This window comes from Cupriavidus sp. 21MJTG02-4 (assembly GCF_057798975.1).
Genome location: NZ_JBYOJP010000016.1, coordinates 28,623 through 43,553 on the forward strand (window position 1 = coordinate 28,623; position 14,931 = coordinate 43,553).

Below are 14,931 nucleotides of genomic sequence, written 5' to 3' on the forward strand. Positions count from 1 at the left end.
CCACGCTCATTCCAAGCCGACTGCCATGCAATTCACCACGCTTACCGTCACCATCGCCCGCTATGTGGCGACCGTCACGCTGAACCGTCCGGACGTGCGCAACGCGTTCAACGAGACCGTCATCGCCGAACTGACCGAGGCCTTCCACGCGCTCGGCAGCAACGACGAAGTGCGGGCCATTGTCCTGGCCGGCAACGGCCCTGCCTTCTGCGCGGGCGCCGACCTGAACTGGATGAAGAAGATGGCCGGTTACTCGAACGACGAGAACCGCGCCGATGCTCTCGCGCTGGCGAAGATGCTGCACGTCATCTGGTCCTGCCCGCGCCCGGTCATCGCCCGCATCCAGGGCGACACCTATGCCGGTGGCGTTGGCCTGGTGGCGGCTTGCGATATCGCGGTGGCCGCCGACCATGCGCACTTCTGCCTGTCGGAAGCGCGCCTTGGCCTGCTGCCCGCCACCATCAGCCCGTACGTGATCCGCGCCATGGGCGAGCAGGCCTCGCGCCGCTACTTCATTACCGCCGAGCGCTTCGACGCCGCCGAAGCGCTGCGGCTGGGCTTTGTCCACGCCGTGGTGCCGGCCGATGCGCTGGACGCCAAGGTCGAGGAGATTTCCGCGGCGCTGGTCGGCAACAGCCCCAACGCCGTCCGCGAGAGCAAGCGTCTGGTGCAGGAAGTTGCGGGCCGCGTGATTGATGACGACCTGCTGGCCGATACGGCGGACCGCATCGCCGCCATCCGTGCCTCGGAAGAAGGCCGCGAAGGCGTGCGTGCCTTCCTGGAAAAGCGTTCGCCCGCCTGGAAGCCGGCTTAAGCCACACGCGATACCCCTATCAAGAAAACCCCCGGCAGCATGCCGAGGCAGCGCCTGCCCGCTGCCCGCATGCGGCAGCGGTCGCGGCTGACACCGCCCGCCCCTCCCCAGGAGAAACCATGTTCAACAAGATCCTGATCGCCAACCGCGGCGAGATCGCCTGCCGCGTCGCCGCCACCTGCCGCCGGCTGGGCATCCGCACCGTCGCGGTCTACTCGGACGCCGACGCCGATGCGCGCCACGTCGCCTTCTGCGATGAAGCCGTGCATATCGGCGGCGCCGCGGCGCGCGACAGCTACCTGCGCGCCGACCATATCATCGAGATGGCGAAGGAAACCGGGGCGCAGGCGATCCACCCCGGCTACGGCTTCCTCTCCGAGAATGAAGCCTTTGCCGAGGCGTGCGCCGCGGCGGGGCTGGTCTTTATCGGCCCGCCGGCTTCGGCCATCCACGCGATGGGCAGCAAGAGCGCGGCCAAGCAGTTGATGGAAAAGGCCTCGGTGCCGCTGGTGCCCGGCTACCACGGCGAAGACCAGAATCCGGGCTTGCTGCGCAGCGAGGCCGACCGCATCGGCTACCCGGTGCTGCTCAAGGCCAGCGCCGGCGGTGGCGGCAAGGGCATGCGCGTGGTGGAATCGGGCGATGCCTTCGAAGCGGCGCTCGCCTCGGTCAAGCGCGAGGCATCGGCCAGCTTCGGCGACGACAAGGTACTCGTCGAAAAGTATCTGACGCGGCCGCGCCACATCGAAATCCAGGTCTTTGCCGATACCCACGGCGACTGCGTCTACCTGTTCGAGCGCGACTGCTCGGTGCAGCGCCGTCACCAGAAGGTGCTGGAAGAAGCCCCCGCGCCGGGCATGACGGAAGAACGTCGCCGCGCGATGGGCGAAGCCGCCGTCGCAGCCGCCAAGGCCGTCGGCTATGTCGGCGCGGGCACGGTCGAGTTCATCGCCAACCAGGACGGCTCGTTCTACTTCATGGAGATGAACACGCGCCTGCAGGTCGAGCATCCGGTCACCGAGATGATCACCGGGCAGGATCTCGTCGAGTGGCAACTGCGCGTAGCGGCCGGCGAGCGCCTGCCGCTGAGGCAAGAAGAACTCCGCATCCACGGCCACGCGCTCGAAGCGCGGATCTACGCCGAGAATCCCGACAAGCAGTTCCTGCCGTCCACCGGCACGCTTCGCTTCCTGCGCACGCCGCCCGCCGTGCAGTTCATGCGCGGCGGCGATGCCCACGGTCCCGCAGGTGTTCGCATCGACTCCGGCGTGCGCGAAGGCGACACCATCAGCCCGTACTACGACCCGATGATCGCCAAGCTGATCGTCTGGGGGAAGGATCGCGACGAAGCGCTCGCACGCATGCGCCAGGCGCTGGCGGCCTATCACGTGGTCGGCCTGTCCACCAACGTGGCATTCCTGCAGCGCCTATTGAAATCCGAGGCGTTCCGTACGGCCGATCTCGACACGGGGCTGATCGAACGCAACGAGGCCACCCTGTTCCCGGCGCCCGCGCCGGTCGGCATGGAGATCATCGCACTGGCGACCGCCGCGCTGCTCGACCGCGAAACACGCGAGCGCCGCATCGACGCGGCCGACCAGCATTCGCCGTGGACGCATGCCGGCGCGTGGCGGCTCAATGACGCAGGCTACACGACTTACCGCCTGCAAAGCGCTGACGGCGACATCGATGTCACCGTGCGCAGCGAAGCCGGCCGCCAGCGCCTGACTGCGCGCGGGAAGACCTTGCCATGGCGCGCATCGCTGCGCGACGGCGTGCACACCGTCGACCTTGGCGAGCGCACTGTCAAGGGACAAGTCCATATCGAAGGCGACACGCTGCACGTGTTCAGCGGCGAAGCACAGTGTTCGCTCGTAGTGGTGGATCCGCTGCTGCATGCCGGCGAAGCCGAGAGCGAAGGCGGCAAGCTGGCCGCGCCGATGCCGGGCCGCATTATTGCGGTGATGGTCGAGGCCGGCACCACCATCAACAAGGGCGATGCGCTGATCGTCATGGAAGCCATGAAGATGGAGCACACGCTGACCGCGCCAGCAGGCGGCACCGTGCAGGAAGTGCTGTACGCCGTCGGCGACCAGGTCCAGGAAGGCGCGCAACTGGTTACGCTGGAACAGGAGGCTGCCTGACATGGAACGGAACGCCCCTGTCTTTCCCCAGTCGCTGGCACTGCCCGAGGCCGTCAAGATCGTCGAGGTGGGCCCGCGCGACGGGCTGCAGAACGAAGCGCGCCATGTGCCGGCCGCGGTCAAGGTGGAACTGGTCAATCGCCTGAGCGAAGCCGGCTTCGCCAATATCGAGGCGGCGTCCTTTGTCTCGCCGAAGTGGGTGCCGCAGATGGCCGATGGCGCCGAGGTCATGGGCGCCATCGCGCGCCGTGCCGGCACGGTCTATTCGGCGCTGACGCCAAATATGAAGGGCTTCGAAGCGGCGCTGGCCGCCGGTGCCGGCGAGGCAGTGATCTTCGGCGCCGCCAGCGAAGCGTTTTCGCAGCGCAATATCAATTGCTCGGTGGCCGAATCGATCGCGCGCTTCGCGCCGGTGGCCGCTGCCGCCAAGGCGGCGGGCCTGCGCCTGCGCGCCAGCATTTCGTGCGCGCTCGGCTGCCCTTATGAAGGCGAGATCGCGGTCGACAAGGTTGCCGAAGTCGTCGCCCGCATGCGCGACCTGGGCTGCGACGAGATCGATATCGCCGACACCATCGGCGTGGGCACGCCGCTGCGCACGCAGGCCGTCATGGAGGCCGCTGCCAGCGTCTTCCCGCGCGAGCGGCTGGCCGGGCATTTCCACGATACCTATGGCCAGGCGCTGCCCAATATCCTCGCCAGCCTGCAAGCAGGCATCCGCATCTTCCACGCCTCGGTTGGAGGCCTCGGCGGTTGCCCTTACGCGAAGGGGGCTTCGGGCAATGTGGCGACGGAAGACCTGCTTTACATGCTGCATGGCATGGGCATCCATACCGGCATTGATCTCGACGGAGTCATACAGGCCGGCGCCTTTATATCTGAGGCGATCGGACGGCCTTATGGCTCGCGCGTCGGCAAGGCGCTGCTTGAGCGCAGCTGCCGGTAGGCAACGCCCTAAGCCGGGCCGCCGCGCCCGGTTGTACCTTTCCTCACCTCGCCTTTCGTCTCGCCGCGCCGGCGCTTGCCACTGCACTTGATGCGAGGGGCATTGCATTGATGGCGACACACGCCATGCAATGCCGGCGCCGCTTGCTGCGACGGCGGCCCTGGAACTTTGTGGCCGGGGCGCATAGGCTAGGATTCTGGCGCATCCCGCGGACATCACCGCCGACGATGCGACAGACGGATCCCAGGGATCCCGATCGCAAGGAGGCACTTATGAAAGCCGTTGCAGCACTGGTTCTCGCCGCACTGGTCCCGATGGCCGCTCACGCCGCCGGACCCGCGAATCCGGCGGACCGCTACGATTACAACATGCGTAGCCCCAACCAGGGCGGCGCCGCTGCCGATACCCAGCGCTCCACCAACAAGGACGGCTATGTTCCCGACACCCAGCGTGCCGGCGACAAGTTCGATCCGTACACGCAAGGCGCCAAGCAGGAGACTGCCTCGTCCCTGGCCGATGACAAGGACACCCAGCCCAAATCATCGGGCAAGTCACATAGCCACAAGAAGGCGCCTGCCAAATAACGCCTGATCCTTGCGGCCACCATCGCAATTTCGGCTGCATCGGATCGGACTTGATCCCGCGCAAACCCTTGCAGGCGTTGCGCAGCCAAACTTGCGCGCATGAAATCGACCCCTTCCCCAGCCAGCGCCGGCAGCGCCATGCCTGCCGGCCAGGCCGCCAAGAACGGCAACAATTCCCGCCAACGCATATCACGTCCGCCACTGCATAGCTGGCCGGTCGGCGCCGCGAGCCTGCTCGTGCTGGCATTCAATACGCTGTTCTGGTGCCTGCTGATGTTCCCGTTCGCGCTGCTAAAGCTGGCGTTGCCGATGCCCGGCGCCAGGCGGCGCATCGATCTCATGCTCAATGCCATCGCCCGCGCATGGATCACCTGCAACGGCGCGTGGTTCGGCGCGATCCAGCGCCATCCCTGGGACGTTGACGGCCTGGCCGGCCTGAAGCGATCCGAGTGGTATCTCGTCAACTGCAACCATCAGTCGTGGGTCGACATTTTCGTGCTGCAGCGCGCGCTCAACGGCCGGGTTCCGCTGCTGAAGTTCTTCCTCAAGCAGCAACTGCTCTACGTGCCGGTCATCGGGCTGGCGTGGTGGGCGCTGGACTTTCCTTTCATGAAGCGCCACACGCGCGCGCAGTTGCGCCGCAAACCCCAGCTCCGGCGCGAGGACCAGGACACCGCGCGCCGTGCGTGCGAGAAATTCTCGCTGTCGCCCACCAGCGTGATGGTGTTCACCGAAGGCACGCGTTTCACCGAAGCCAAGCGCGTGGCGGAGGCTTCGCCGTATCGGCACCTGCTCAAGCCAAAGGCCGGCGGCCTCGCGGTGACCATCAACGCCATGGGCAACCGTTTTCGCGCCATGCTCGATGCGACCATCGTCTATCCGCATGGCGCGCCGAGCTTCTGGCAATTCGCCTGCGGACGCACCGGACCGGTCATCGTGCGCGTGCATCAACTGCCGATTCCACCGGCCTTCTGCAACGCCGACTACGGCACCGACTCCGCCTTTCGCAGTGAATTCCATCGCTGGCTCGCGCAGCAATGGGAGGACAAGGACACGGAGATCGATCGCCTGCTGACCCAGGCGAACGACCGCTGAGGTTCGCGTAACGCGACGCCACGTCGCCCGACCCTGCCGTCATCTCGTTCAAAGCAGTCGAACGACTTGCTCGGGAAAATCGTAGGGAAAGCTGGCCAGAATCGCTCACCATGTCGGCATAGGCGCGCCAGGCAGCAGGCACGGCGTGCGCACCGTCAGGGAGCAGCACATGGGACTTCTGGTGAATGGCCAGTGGCAGGACAAGTGGTATGACACCGACGCCACCGGCGGACGTTTCGTGCGCAAGGACGCCGCCTTCCGCAACTGGGTCACGGCCGATGGCAGCGCCGGGCCGTCGGGAACCGGCGGCTTCGCCGCGCAGGCCGGACGCTACCACCTGTACGTGAGCCTGGCCTGCCCGTGGGCACACCGCACGCTGATCATGCGGCGACTCAAGGGGCTGGAAGACAGGATCGGCATTTCGGTGGTGCACTGGCTGATGCGCGAAGAAGGCTGGACCTTCGCCGACGGGCCCGGCGTGGTGTCCGACACGGTCAACCATGCGCGCGTACTGCACCAGGTCTATACAGCAGCCGATCCGCAGTACAGCGGCCGCGTCACGGTACCCGTGCTATGGGACCGGCAGCGCGCCACGATCGTCAGCAACGAGTCCTCCGAGATCCTGCGCATGATGAACAGCGCCTTCGACGGGATTGGCGCAACGCCCGGCGACTACTACCCCGCCGAGCTGCGCGCGGAGATCGACACGGTCAACGCGCGCATCTACGACACCGTCAACAACGGCGTGTACAAAGCTGGCTTCGCGACCTCGCAGGCGGCTTACGAAGAAGCGGTCTGGCCGCTGTTCGAAACGCTCGACTGGCTCGAAGCCAGGCTGGCGACGCAGCGCTACCTGGTCGGCAATCGCCTGACGGAAGCCGATATTCGCCTGTTCACCACGCTGGTCCGTTTCGACCCGGTCTATGTCGGGCACTTCAAGTGCAATCTGCGCCGGATCGCGGACTATCCGGCGCTGTCGGGCTTTGTGCGCGACCTCTACCAGCACCCTGGCATCGCGGGCACCGTGAACTTAGACCACATCAAGCGCCACTACTACGAAAGCCACCGCACGCTGAATCCGGCCGGCGTCGTGCCGGCCGGGCCGGTGCTGGACCTTGCCGCGCCGCATGGGCGCGAACGACTGGGCTGACTTCAGCCCGCCAGACGGTCCACGGCGCGCCGCCCTTGTGCGACCGCAGCAGTCAGCGACGGGCTGCCCGCACTGTCGCTGCCCGCGAAACTCACGTTGCCGACACCCGCCGGCGATGCCCACGCCGCCGGGTCTTCCCCCGCCAGGGTGACCGGCCGATAGCTGTAGCCATGCGCCCAGCGGTTGACGGTGATGGCGCGAATCACATCCTTCGACGCGAATCCCGCCGGCCCTAGCATTCTGTCGAGCTGCATGCGGATGCTGCGTTCGAGTTCGCTGAACGGCGTGCCCAACAGGAATGCACGGCCCGCGCGGAAGCGTTCGCGCGCACTCATGCCGCTGTCGGGCACCGTCGGCACGTACAGCATGTGCAGCACCGCGGGATCGCCCGGGCTTGTGCCGGCCGGCGGCTCCAGCCAGAGGTCGGTATAGGCCATGGCCGGCGCATGGATGCGCCGCGTCTTGAGCGCGGCAAACGCGCGCCAGTGGTCCAGCGCCACCTTGGTGTAGACCAGCGGCGCCTTCACTTCGCCGCGCAGCGTGTCGCGTTCCGCGGCCGGCAGTGACGGCATCAGGTACGGCACCATCATGTTCCAGCCCGCCAGCACCACGTGGCGCGCTTCCACGCGATGAAGATTGCCGCGCCAGCCATAGGTGACTCGCGTGATCGGGCCATCGGGGTCCACGGCGATGGCGGTAGCTTCCAGCCGCAGCCGTACCGGGGCGCCGTCCCGATCCAGTCGCGCGTAGTCAAAGGCCGCGTTCACGATATCCGTGGGGCGCGCCAGCTTTGCCACGCCGGGAATCAGCTTCTGCACCAGCAGCCGCGCCAGCGAGGCGTTGCCGTCAGGGAACCATAGCCGCGAGGCTGGCGATTTGCCCAGGCGCGGGTCCACCGTCGGTGCCGGCATGCCGGCACCGGCTGGCAGGCCGATGCCGATGGCGTCGGCCACGCTGATGCCATCGGCATCGAGCGCGAAGGCATCGTTGCTGCGGCTGCGCAGGAAGCGCTGCCCGGCCAGCCCGATGCCGGCCTTGTCGCGCAGGAATGCCGCGTAGCGGGTGCTGCGAAGATACGTGGCCCGTTCTCCGGCGGCCATGCCCGGCAGGTAATCGGTGCCGCCATCGGCAAGCCGCGCCAGTGCCGCACGGTCCTGCGGCGGCAACGGCGCGGCATCCAGGAAACGCCTGAGCGCGGCAGCGTCCGGCGCGGCAACGCCCTGCCGCCCGCCGCGCGCGTCGACCAGTTCGCCGAACGGATCCCCGCCGAGCCACTGGTCTCGGCCGAAATGGTCCGAATCGAAGAACACCGCGCGGCCCATGCCGAGCGCGGCGTAGGGGTCCGCCGGCTCGGCCAGCGGCGCGCGCGCCACGTCCAGGCCAAGCCCGCCCAGCAATTCGCGCATGGCGGCGTCCGCTGCCGCCGTGGGCGGCATTTCCGCGCTGCCGCCATAGGTCACCAGCCGCTTGCCGCGCACCGTGAACTCATTGCGCTTGGCGTGGCCGCCGAAGTCGTCGTGATTGTCGAGGATCAGGATGCGCTTGCCCGCGCCAAAGCGGCGCTGGTAGAACCACGCCGCCGTCAGGCCGCTCAGGCCGCCGCCCACCACCACCAGATCGAAGGCTTCGTGGGCCATGATGGTGGGGTACTTCGCGCCCTCGCGCGCCAGGCTGTGGGCCAGCGTAAACGTCCCGGCATGATTGCCGCGCAAGCCCGTCAGCGCCGGCGGATAGGCCGCGCCGGGCTGCCCCTGCGCCGCGGCCAGCAGTTGCGCGGGGGCCATGCCAGCCGCAATGGCCAGCGCGGTGCCGTTCAGGAAATCTCTGCGCGAAATCGTCATGGGTTCGTCGTGGCGGGTTCAGCGGGCGGTTTCCAGCTCGCGCCGGCGCGCGGCAACGGCCGCTTCGCTGACCGGCGCGGCGCGGTTGCCCCAGCTGCCGCGGATAAAGGTGAGCACGTTGGCCAGTTCCTGGTTGTCCAGGGTCCAGCCATAGCCGGGCATGTGATAGTCGGTCGGCGCGGTGTCGACACGCGCGGTCACGGCGCCGTTCAGCAGCAGGTTGACCAGCGAGGCCGGGTCCGGGTCGGCGACGGTCGGGTTGCCGGCCAGCGGCGGGAACACGCGGGCGAAGCCCTTGCCGTCGGCGCCATGGCAAGGCATGCAGAACTGCGAATACTGGCGCGAGCCGGGACTATCGAAACGGCCCTGCAGCAGGCGCGGCGCCGTCGACGGATCATGCCGGAACGGTGCGGTCTCGCCGCGCGCGCCAGGCAGCGACTTCAGGTAAGCGGCCACGGCGTCGAGATCGGCGGGGACCATGTACTGGGTCGACGTGGCGATCACGGTGGACATTGGCCCGAACGAGGTCGCGTGCGCATTGCGCCCGGTGCGCAGGAACTCCGCGATTTCCGCGCGCGACCATGCACCCAGCCCGGTGACCTGGTCGCCGGTGAGGTTGGTCGCGGACCAGCCTTCGACGCCGGCGCCTGACAGGAAGCGCTTGCTGCGCTCGTCCAGGCCCTTTTCGGCATACAGCCACCCGCGCGGCGTATGGCACGCGCCGCAGTGGGCGACGCCCTGCACGAGATAGGCGCCACGGTTCCATTCCGCGCTCTTCGCGGCATCGGTGCGGACCGGCGAACCGCTTAGATACAAGGCATTCCACACCACCAGCAACGGGCGCATGCTGTACGGCCAGCGCATCTCGGCATCGCGGTTGCGCTGGCTGACGGGGGCGACGCCGGCCCGCATATAGGCATAGAGGGCTGCTACGTCTTCGGGCCGCATGCGCGCATAGGACGGGTAAGGCATGGCCGGATAGAGCCGCCTGCCGTCGCGCGCCACGCCCTGGCGCACCGCGCGGTCGAACTGCGCCAGCGAGTAGCCGCCGATGCCGGTCGCGTCCGGCGTGATATTGGTCGAATAGAGGGTGCCCGCCGCCGTGCGGATCGGCAGTCCGCCGGCAAACGGCCTGGCGGAATCGCTCGTATGGCACGCCACGCAGTTCGCGATGCGCGCAAGGTAGCGGCCGCGTTCGACATCGGCCGTGGCGCCAGGCGTCGCCGCGGCAGCGGAGGCGGCACCACCGAGCAAGCCGGCGAGCAGCGTGGCGGCGGTCAGCAACCGCCGTGCGGGGAAAAGCATGGGTGCGTCCAGATCTTGTTGTTATAGGGGTTCAGCCTGTCGGTGGCCGCCAGCCTCAGGCGCTGGTTACCGCAAACTTTGCCACCAGTACCAGGCATAGCACCAGCCCGGCCGCCAACGTCACACCGGTCAGGATCAGCGGCACCGGCCGCATCGTCTCCAGGTCACGCTGGTGCTCCTGGCCTTTGCGCAAGCCAAGGAAGCCCCATAGTACGGTGCGGACCAGTCTCAACGGGTTCATTGGCTACCTCCTTGTTTCGCCTGGCAGCCAGTGCGGCGCGCTGCCTGTCCTGGCGCCGATTATCGGCGCCAGCCACGCAACATGACAGCATCAGATATCGGAGATTCTTGCATATCAGATGGCCGGCTCGCTACGCTCGTGGCGGCCCAGCGTCCATTCCAGCGCTTCAAACCCGGCCTGCACGACCAGCGCCAGCACGGCGGCCGGAATCGCCCCGGCGAGCAGCAGCACCGTGTCGTTGAGCGCGAGACCGGTGGCGATGCGCTCGCCATAGCCGCCGGCGCCGACGAACGCGGCAATGGTCGCGGTGCCCACGCTGATGATGGCCGCGGTCTTCACGCCAGCCAGCACAACCGGCAGGGCCAGCGGCAGTTCCACGTAGCGCAGCACCTGCCTATCGCGCAGCCCCAGCGCGCGCGCCGCGTCGCGCATGCCGGCAGGGATCTGCTGCAGTCCGATGCAGGTATTGCGCACGATGGGCAGCAGCGCGTAGAGGAACAGCGCCACCATCGCCGGCCAGACACCGATGCGCCCCAAGAGCGGGATCAGCATGGCCAGCAGCGCCAGCGACGGTATCGTCTGGAGCACGCTGACCATGGCCAGCACCCCCTGCCCCAGCCGCCGGCGCCGCGCCGCGACGATGCCCAGCGGCACGCCCGCAAGCGTGGCAGCCACCACGGCACCGGCCACCAGGCCTACGTGGCGGCGCGTCAGCCGCAGCGTGTCCGGGCCGAGCAGCGCCTGCAGCAGGCCACCCCGCTCCGCCCGCTGCGCCGCATGGCCGGACAGGAAGCCGCGCGCGATCGCGGCAAACGACTGCCCGTCGATCTCGGCCGCCGCGTTCATCGCCACCATGTCGGCGGCGCCGATGCGCCCCGCCAGGGACTGCAGCGATTGCCACGCGGCCGGGAAGCGGCGCGGCACGTCGAGCCGGTAGACCACCACGGCGTCATAGCGCGGGAAGAAGTGCAGATCGTCCTCCAGCACGCGCAGCCGGTACTTGCGGATCTTGGCGTCGGTGGAATAGATGTCGATCGCGTCGACCTGCCCCGCCGCCAGCGCCTCATAGGCGACGCCATGATCCAGTCCGACCGGCTGCTGCGGCAACCCGTAGCGGCGCGCCAGTCCCGGCCAGCCGTCGGCCCGGCCCAGGAATTCGTGCGACAGCCCCAGCCGCAACCGCGGCTGCCGCGCCAGGTCGCTCAGCTTGCGCAAGCCGTCGGCACGCGCCTCCGGCACGGCCAGCGCATAGGTGTTCTCGAAGCCCAGCGCGATGCCCGCGCCCAGTCCCATCGGCGCCAGGGCCTGGTTGATCTGCGCCAGCGTCGCGCTGGGCGGCAGTTTCAGGATCTCGCTCGCGAGCGTGCCCGTGTAGTCCGGATAGAGGTCGATGCTGCCGGCCCGCAGCGCCGCGAACACGATCGCCGTATTGCCGAGCCCGGCCTGGTGGCGCGCCTCGCCGGCCGCCTGGGTCAGCACTTCGCCAAGGATGTAGGACTCGGTAAAGCGCTTGGAGCCAACGCGCAGGACGTCGCTGCCATGTGCCCGGCACACGCTTGCCAGCACCAGCAACAACGCCAGCAGCAGGCCGGCAAGCCAGCCTGCCGCGCCTGCTGGAACGCCACTGCGGCGGAAAAATGACAAGGCAGCGCTCCTGCGAGCATGGGTGGACCGATGTGCATCCGGCATCTCTACATGATAGGCGTGCGCGTGCGCATGACGTCATAGCGAAATAGTATTTGCCATGCGCATGATGGATCGATAAGAATCCATTATTCGCATACATGATCCTTCGCCCCCATGGAAATCCGGCAACTGGAAGCCTTTGCAGCGGTCGTCACGACTGGCAGCGTCACCGCTGCCGGCCGCCTGCTCGGCCGTTCGCAGCCGGCCATCACCCGGCTCATCCAGGAACTGGAAGGCGAACTTGGCTTTGCGCTGTTCACACGCAGCGGCCCGCGCGTCAGCCCAACCGAGCAGGGTTTCCTGCTGTATGAGGAGGTCGAGCAGACGCTGGCCGGCTTGCAGCAGATCCGCAGCCGTGCCGCCGCCCTGGCGCGCGGCGATGGCCGTCCGCTGCGGATTGCCGCCACGCCGGCGCTGTCGGCGGGCTTGCTGCCCGCGGCGCTGGCACTGGCTTTCGGGCGTGGGCTGTGCTCGCCCGAGCGCGTGGAAGTACAGAGCGTGTCGCCCGAACAGGTCGTGCACGCGGTGCTGACCGGCGCCGCCGAGATCGGCCTGAACAGCCTGCCGCTGGAGCATCGCGGCGTGAACGTCCACTGGATCGGCCAGGCGGCTTGCGTGGCGGCCATGCGCGCAGACGATCCGCTCGCGGATGGCGAGACGGTGCGGCTGGCAGACTGCCGCCAGCGCCGCATCATCACCATGCAGAACCCGTACCGGCTGCGGCGCCGCACCGATGCCGCGTTTGCCAGCGCCGGCATTGGCGCGGCGGGCGTGATCGACACCAATACCTCGATCAACGCGCTGACGCTGGTGCGCGCCGGGCTGGGCATCGCCGTGCTCGAACCCGTGACCGCGCGGGGCCTGCCGCTGACCGACATCGCCGTGCGCCCACTCGATGCGGACATCCCGTTCTATTTCGGCGTGATCACGCCACAGGCGCGCCCGGCGAGCGCGGTCGTGCTCGGGTTGGTCGATGCATTGGCCGAGGCGTCCGCGACCCTGCTGCCCGATTTCATCCGCCGCGATCCGTCCGAGCACGGTGCCCTGCTCCAGTCGCTGTATGGCGACGGCGGCGCCCCAACCGAGACCCCTGAATCACTGAGTCATGACTGAATCCGACCCTCCACGCGGCCAGGCCGGCCTGGCCGCGCTCGAAGCCCGCCTGCGCCAGGACCTGGCCTGGCTGGAACTGCCCGCCAAGCCCTGGACCATGCCGCGCACCCACGACGGGCAAGCCGTGCTCGACGTTGCCGTGATCGGCGGCGGCATGGCCGGGCTGGCCGTCAGCGCCACGCTGAAGCACCTGGGCATCCAGGCTCGCACGTTCGACCAGTCTCCGGCCGGCATGGAAGGGCCGTGGGCCACCACCGCCCGCATGGAGACGCTGCGCTCGCCCAAGCAGCTCACCGGCCCCGCGCTCGGCCTGCCGGCGCTGACTTTCCGTGCATGGTTCGAAGCCCAGTACGGCAACGAAGCGTGGGAAGCGCTCGACAAGATTCCGCGGCTGCAATGGATGGACTACCTGCGCTGGTACCGCCAGGTGCTCGATCTCGATATCCGCAACGAGCAGCGCGTTGAACAGGTGCTGCCGCGCGCGGACGGCCTGGTCGCGCTGACGATGACGACGCTCGAAGGCGGGCGCACCGTGCTGGCGCGCCGCGTGGTGCTGGCCACCGGCCGCGACGGACTCGGCGGCGCCTACGTGCCGCCGATCGCCGCGCACCTGCCGCGCCAGCTGTGGGCGCATTCATCCGACGAGATGGACTATGGCGCGCTGCGCGGCAAGCGCGTGGGCGTGGTCGGCGCCGGGGCGTCGGCCATGGACAGCGCCGCCACCGCGCTCGAAGCCGGCGCCGCCAGCGTGGACATGCTGATCCGCCGCGCGGACATTCCCCGCGTCAACAAGAGCAAGGGCGCCGGCAATCCCGGCCTGACGCATGGCCACTATGGCCTGCCCGATGAATGGAAATGGCGCCTGCGCCATTACATCAACAGCCAGCAGGTGCCGCCGCCGCGCGGCAGCACGCTGCGCGTATCGCGCCATGCCAACGCGCGCTTCAACCTGGATTGCGCGCTTGACGCCATCGACGTGGACGGCGACGTGCTGCGCGTGCGCACGCCCAAAGGCGTGTTCGAGCTGGATTTCCTGATCTTCTCGACCGGCTTCCGCATTGCGCTGGAAACGCGTCCGGAGTTCGCCGCGTTCGCGCCCCAGACCCGCTTCTGGCGCGATCGTTTCGTGCCACGGCCGGGACAGGAGGATGGCGAACTGTCCGACTCGCCCGACCTTGGCCCCGCCTTCGAATTCCAGGAGAAGACGCCTGGCGCGTGCCCGGGGTTGTCGCGCATCCATGCGTTCTGCTATCCGGCCGCGCTGTCGCACGGCACGGTGTCCGGCGACATCCCCGCCATCAGCGACGGTGCCAGGCGGCTGGGCCAGGGCATTGCCGGCCTGCTGTACCAGGAAGACGTTGAACTGCACTACGCCGCGCTGCAGGCCTATGCCGAGCCTGAAGTCTTCGGCGACGAATGGGTGCCGGCGCCGCCGCCCGCACTGAACACCTGAATCCCCCGAACCGTGACAAACACCATGAGCCAAGCCCCCACGCCGCCGGACCTGATCGACGCCATCACCGGCCTGCAGCCCGGCAGCGCCACGCATGCGCTGCGCCACAAGCGCGACAAGGTCGTGGCCGCCACCCAGGGCAGCTATGACGCCCTGTTCGATCCTGCGCTGCCCGGCCTGACGCTGGCCGAACGCCTGCTGGTCGCGCTCTACGCCGCGCGCCTGACGCCATCGCCGCGACTGGCCGACCATTACCGCGCGCGCCTGGCGGTGGCTGGCGTCGATACGGCGGCCATATCGGTTGCCGAACAGGGCAGCCCCACCGACGCGGCCGACCCGCGCCTGCGCGCCATCCTGGCGTTCACGCGCACGCTGATCGAAAAGCCCGTGGAGGGCGACAAGGCCGCGCTCGAAGCGCTGCCTGCCGCGGGCCTGGGCACGCCGGCCGTGGTCACGCTGGCGCAGTTGATTGCCTTCCTGTCGTACCAGGTGCGGCTCGTTGCCGGCCTCGATGCACTGAAGGCGCTGAACGACAACGCAGGAGCACAAGCATGAGCGAGAT

Annotated in this window: 13 protein-coding genes; 9 read left to right on the plus strand and 4 right to left on the minus strand. The window is 68.3% G+C overall.

Going from position 1 to position 14,931, the window contains the following annotated elements; genetic code table 11:
- Positions 1 to 25: 25 nt before the first annotated feature.
- From AC3FKH_RS26360 to AC3FKH_RS26385, 6 genes are all read left to right on the plus strand, one after another.
- Positions 26 to 814, plus strand: a complete 789-nt coding sequence (locus AC3FKH_RS26360; RefSeq protein WP_488678670.1) for an enoyl-CoA hydratase/isomerase family protein — start codon at positions 26 to 28, stop codon at positions 812 to 814.
- Between the two features lie 119 nt (positions 815 to 933).
- A complete protein-coding gene (locus AC3FKH_RS26365; protein ID WP_488678671.1) occupies positions 934 to 2,958 on the plus strand; it encodes an acetyl/propionyl/methylcrotonyl-CoA carboxylase subunit alpha in 2,025 nt (674 codons plus the stop codon).
- Between the two features lies 1 nt (position 2,959).
- Positions 2,960 to 3,901 (plus strand): hydroxymethylglutaryl-CoA lyase, encoded by a 942-nt coding sequence (locus AC3FKH_RS26370; RefSeq protein ID WP_488678672.1) that lies wholly within the window; start codon positions 2,960 to 2,962, stop codon positions 3,899 to 3,901.
- A gap of 272 nt (positions 3,902 to 4,173) precedes the next feature.
- Complete coding sequence (locus tag AC3FKH_RS26375) at positions 4,174 to 4,485, plus strand: hypothetical protein (RefSeq protein ID WP_488678673.1); 312 nt, start codon at positions 4,174 to 4,176, stop codon at positions 4,483 to 4,485.
- A 99-nt stretch (positions 4,486 to 4,584) separates the two neighbouring features.
- On the plus strand, positions 4,585 to 5,580 hold the full coding sequence (yihG, locus tag AC3FKH_RS26380) for a 1-acylglycerol-3-phosphate O-acyltransferase, YihG family (RefSeq protein WP_488678674.1): 996 nt from the start codon (positions 4,585 to 4,587) through the stop codon (positions 5,578 to 5,580).
- Positions 5,581 to 5,749: 169 nt separating this feature from the next.
- Positions 5,750 to 6,730 (plus strand): glutathione S-transferase family protein, encoded by a 981-nt coding sequence (locus AC3FKH_RS26385; protein ID WP_488678675.1) that lies wholly within the window; start codon positions 5,750 to 5,752, stop codon positions 6,728 to 6,730.
- A gap of 2 nt (positions 6,731 to 6,732) precedes the next feature.
- Here AC3FKH_RS26385 and AC3FKH_RS26390 read toward each other — a convergent pair whose 3' ends face one another.
- From AC3FKH_RS26390 to AC3FKH_RS26405, 4 genes are all read right to left on the minus strand, one after another.
- Positions 6,733 to 8,571 carry a flavin monoamine oxidase family protein gene (locus tag AC3FKH_RS26390; RefSeq protein ID WP_488678677.1) on the minus strand — a complete coding sequence of 613 codons (1,839 nt, stop codon included), beginning with the start codon at positions 8,569 to 8,571 and terminating at the stop codon, positions 6,733 to 6,735.
- A gap of 18 nt (positions 8,572 to 8,589) precedes the next feature.
- A complete protein-coding gene (locus AC3FKH_RS26395) occupies positions 8,590 to 9,876 on the minus strand; it encodes a cytochrome c (protein WP_488678678.1) in 1,287 nt (428 codons plus the stop codon).
- A gap of 55 nt (positions 9,877 to 9,931) precedes the next feature.
- Positions 9,932 to 10,117, minus strand: coding sequence for a DUF2970 domain-containing protein (locus AC3FKH_RS26400; RefSeq protein ID WP_483732074.1), 186 nt, complete (start codon positions 10,115 to 10,117; stop codon positions 9,932 to 9,934).
- Positions 10,118 to 10,231: 114 nt separating this feature from the next.
- Positions 10,232 to 11,806, minus strand: a complete 1,575-nt coding sequence (locus AC3FKH_RS26405; protein ID WP_488678680.1) for an ABC transporter permease/substrate-binding protein — start codon at positions 11,804 to 11,806, stop codon at positions 10,232 to 10,234.
- A 111-nt stretch (positions 11,807 to 11,917) separates the two neighbouring features.
- Here AC3FKH_RS26405 and AC3FKH_RS26410 point away from each other — a divergent pair, with 111 nt between their 5' ends.
- Genes AC3FKH_RS26410 through AC3FKH_RS26420 form a run of 3 tightly spaced genes read left to right on the plus strand, consistent with a single transcriptional unit; the run spans position 11,918 to position 14,924 of the window.
- The gene (locus AC3FKH_RS26410; RefSeq protein ID WP_488678681.1) at positions 11,918 to 12,916 is read left to right on the plus strand and encodes a LysR family transcriptional regulator; all 999 of its coding nucleotides are present in this window, start codon (positions 11,918 to 11,920) and stop codon (positions 12,914 to 12,916) included.
- Positions 12,909 to 14,369 carry an NAD(P)-binding domain-containing protein gene (locus AC3FKH_RS26415; RefSeq protein WP_488678682.1) on the plus strand — a complete coding sequence of 487 codons (1,461 nt, stop codon included), beginning with the start codon at positions 12,909 to 12,911 and terminating at the stop codon, positions 14,367 to 14,369. The genes AC3FKH_RS26410 and AC3FKH_RS26415 overlap by 8 nt, the downstream gene beginning before the upstream one ends.
- A gap of 24 nt (positions 14,370 to 14,393) precedes the next feature.
- A complete protein-coding gene (locus tag AC3FKH_RS26420) occupies positions 14,394 to 14,924 on the plus strand; it encodes a CMD domain protein (RefSeq protein ID WP_488678683.1) in 531 nt (176 codons plus the stop codon).
- The last annotated feature ends 7 nt before the right edge of the window (positions 14,925 to 14,931 follow it).

Bases quoted from the DNA above. Each gene is read 5' to 3' on its own strand.
- AC3FKH_RS26410 (WP_488678681.1), top strand. From the start codon at position 11,918: ATGGAAATCCGGCAACTGGAAGCCTTTGCAGCGGTCGTCACGACTGGC.
- AC3FKH_RS26415 (WP_488678682.1), top strand. From the start codon at position 12,909: ATGACTGAATCCGACCCTCCACGCGGCCAGGCCGGCCTGGCCGCGCTC.
- AC3FKH_RS26395 (WP_488678678.1), bottom strand. From the start codon at position 9,876: ATGCTTTTCCCCGCACGGCGGTTGCTGACCGCCGCCACGCTGCTCGCC.
- AC3FKH_RS26385 (WP_488678675.1), top strand. From the start codon at position 5,750: ATGGGACTTCTGGTGAATGGCCAGTGGCAGGACAAGTGGTATGACACC.
- AC3FKH_RS26375 (WP_488678673.1), top strand. From the start codon at position 4,174: ATGAAAGCCGTTGCAGCACTGGTTCTCGCCGCACTGGTCCCGATGGCC.
- AC3FKH_RS26420 (WP_488678683.1), top strand. From the start codon at position 14,394: ATGAGCCAAGCCCCCACGCCGCCGGACCTGATCGACGCCATCACCGGC.
- AC3FKH_RS26365 (WP_488678671.1), top strand. From the start codon at position 934: ATGTTCAACAAGATCCTGATCGCCAACCGCGGCGAGATCGCCTGCCGC.
- AC3FKH_RS26400 (WP_483732074.1), bottom strand. From the start codon at position 10,117: ATGAACCCGTTGAGACTGGTCCGCACCGTACTATGGGGCTTCCTTGGC.
- AC3FKH_RS26370 (WP_488678672.1), top strand. From the start codon at position 2,960: ATGGAACGGAACGCCCCTGTCTTTCCCCAGTCGCTGGCACTGCCCGAG.
- AC3FKH_RS26360 (WP_488678670.1), top strand. From the start codon at position 26: ATGCAATTCACCACGCTTACCGTCACCATCGCCCGCTATGTGGCGACC.
- AC3FKH_RS26390 (WP_488678677.1), bottom strand. From the start codon at position 8,571: ATGACGATTTCGCGCAGAGATTTCCTGAACGGCACCGCGCTGGCCATT.
- AC3FKH_RS26405 (WP_488678680.1), bottom strand. From the start codon at position 11,806: ATGCCGGATGCACATCGGTCCACCCATGCTCGCAGGAGCGCTGCCTTG.
- yihG (WP_488678674.1), top strand. From the start codon at position 4,585: ATGAAATCGACCCCTTCCCCAGCCAGCGCCGGCAGCGCCATGCCTGCC.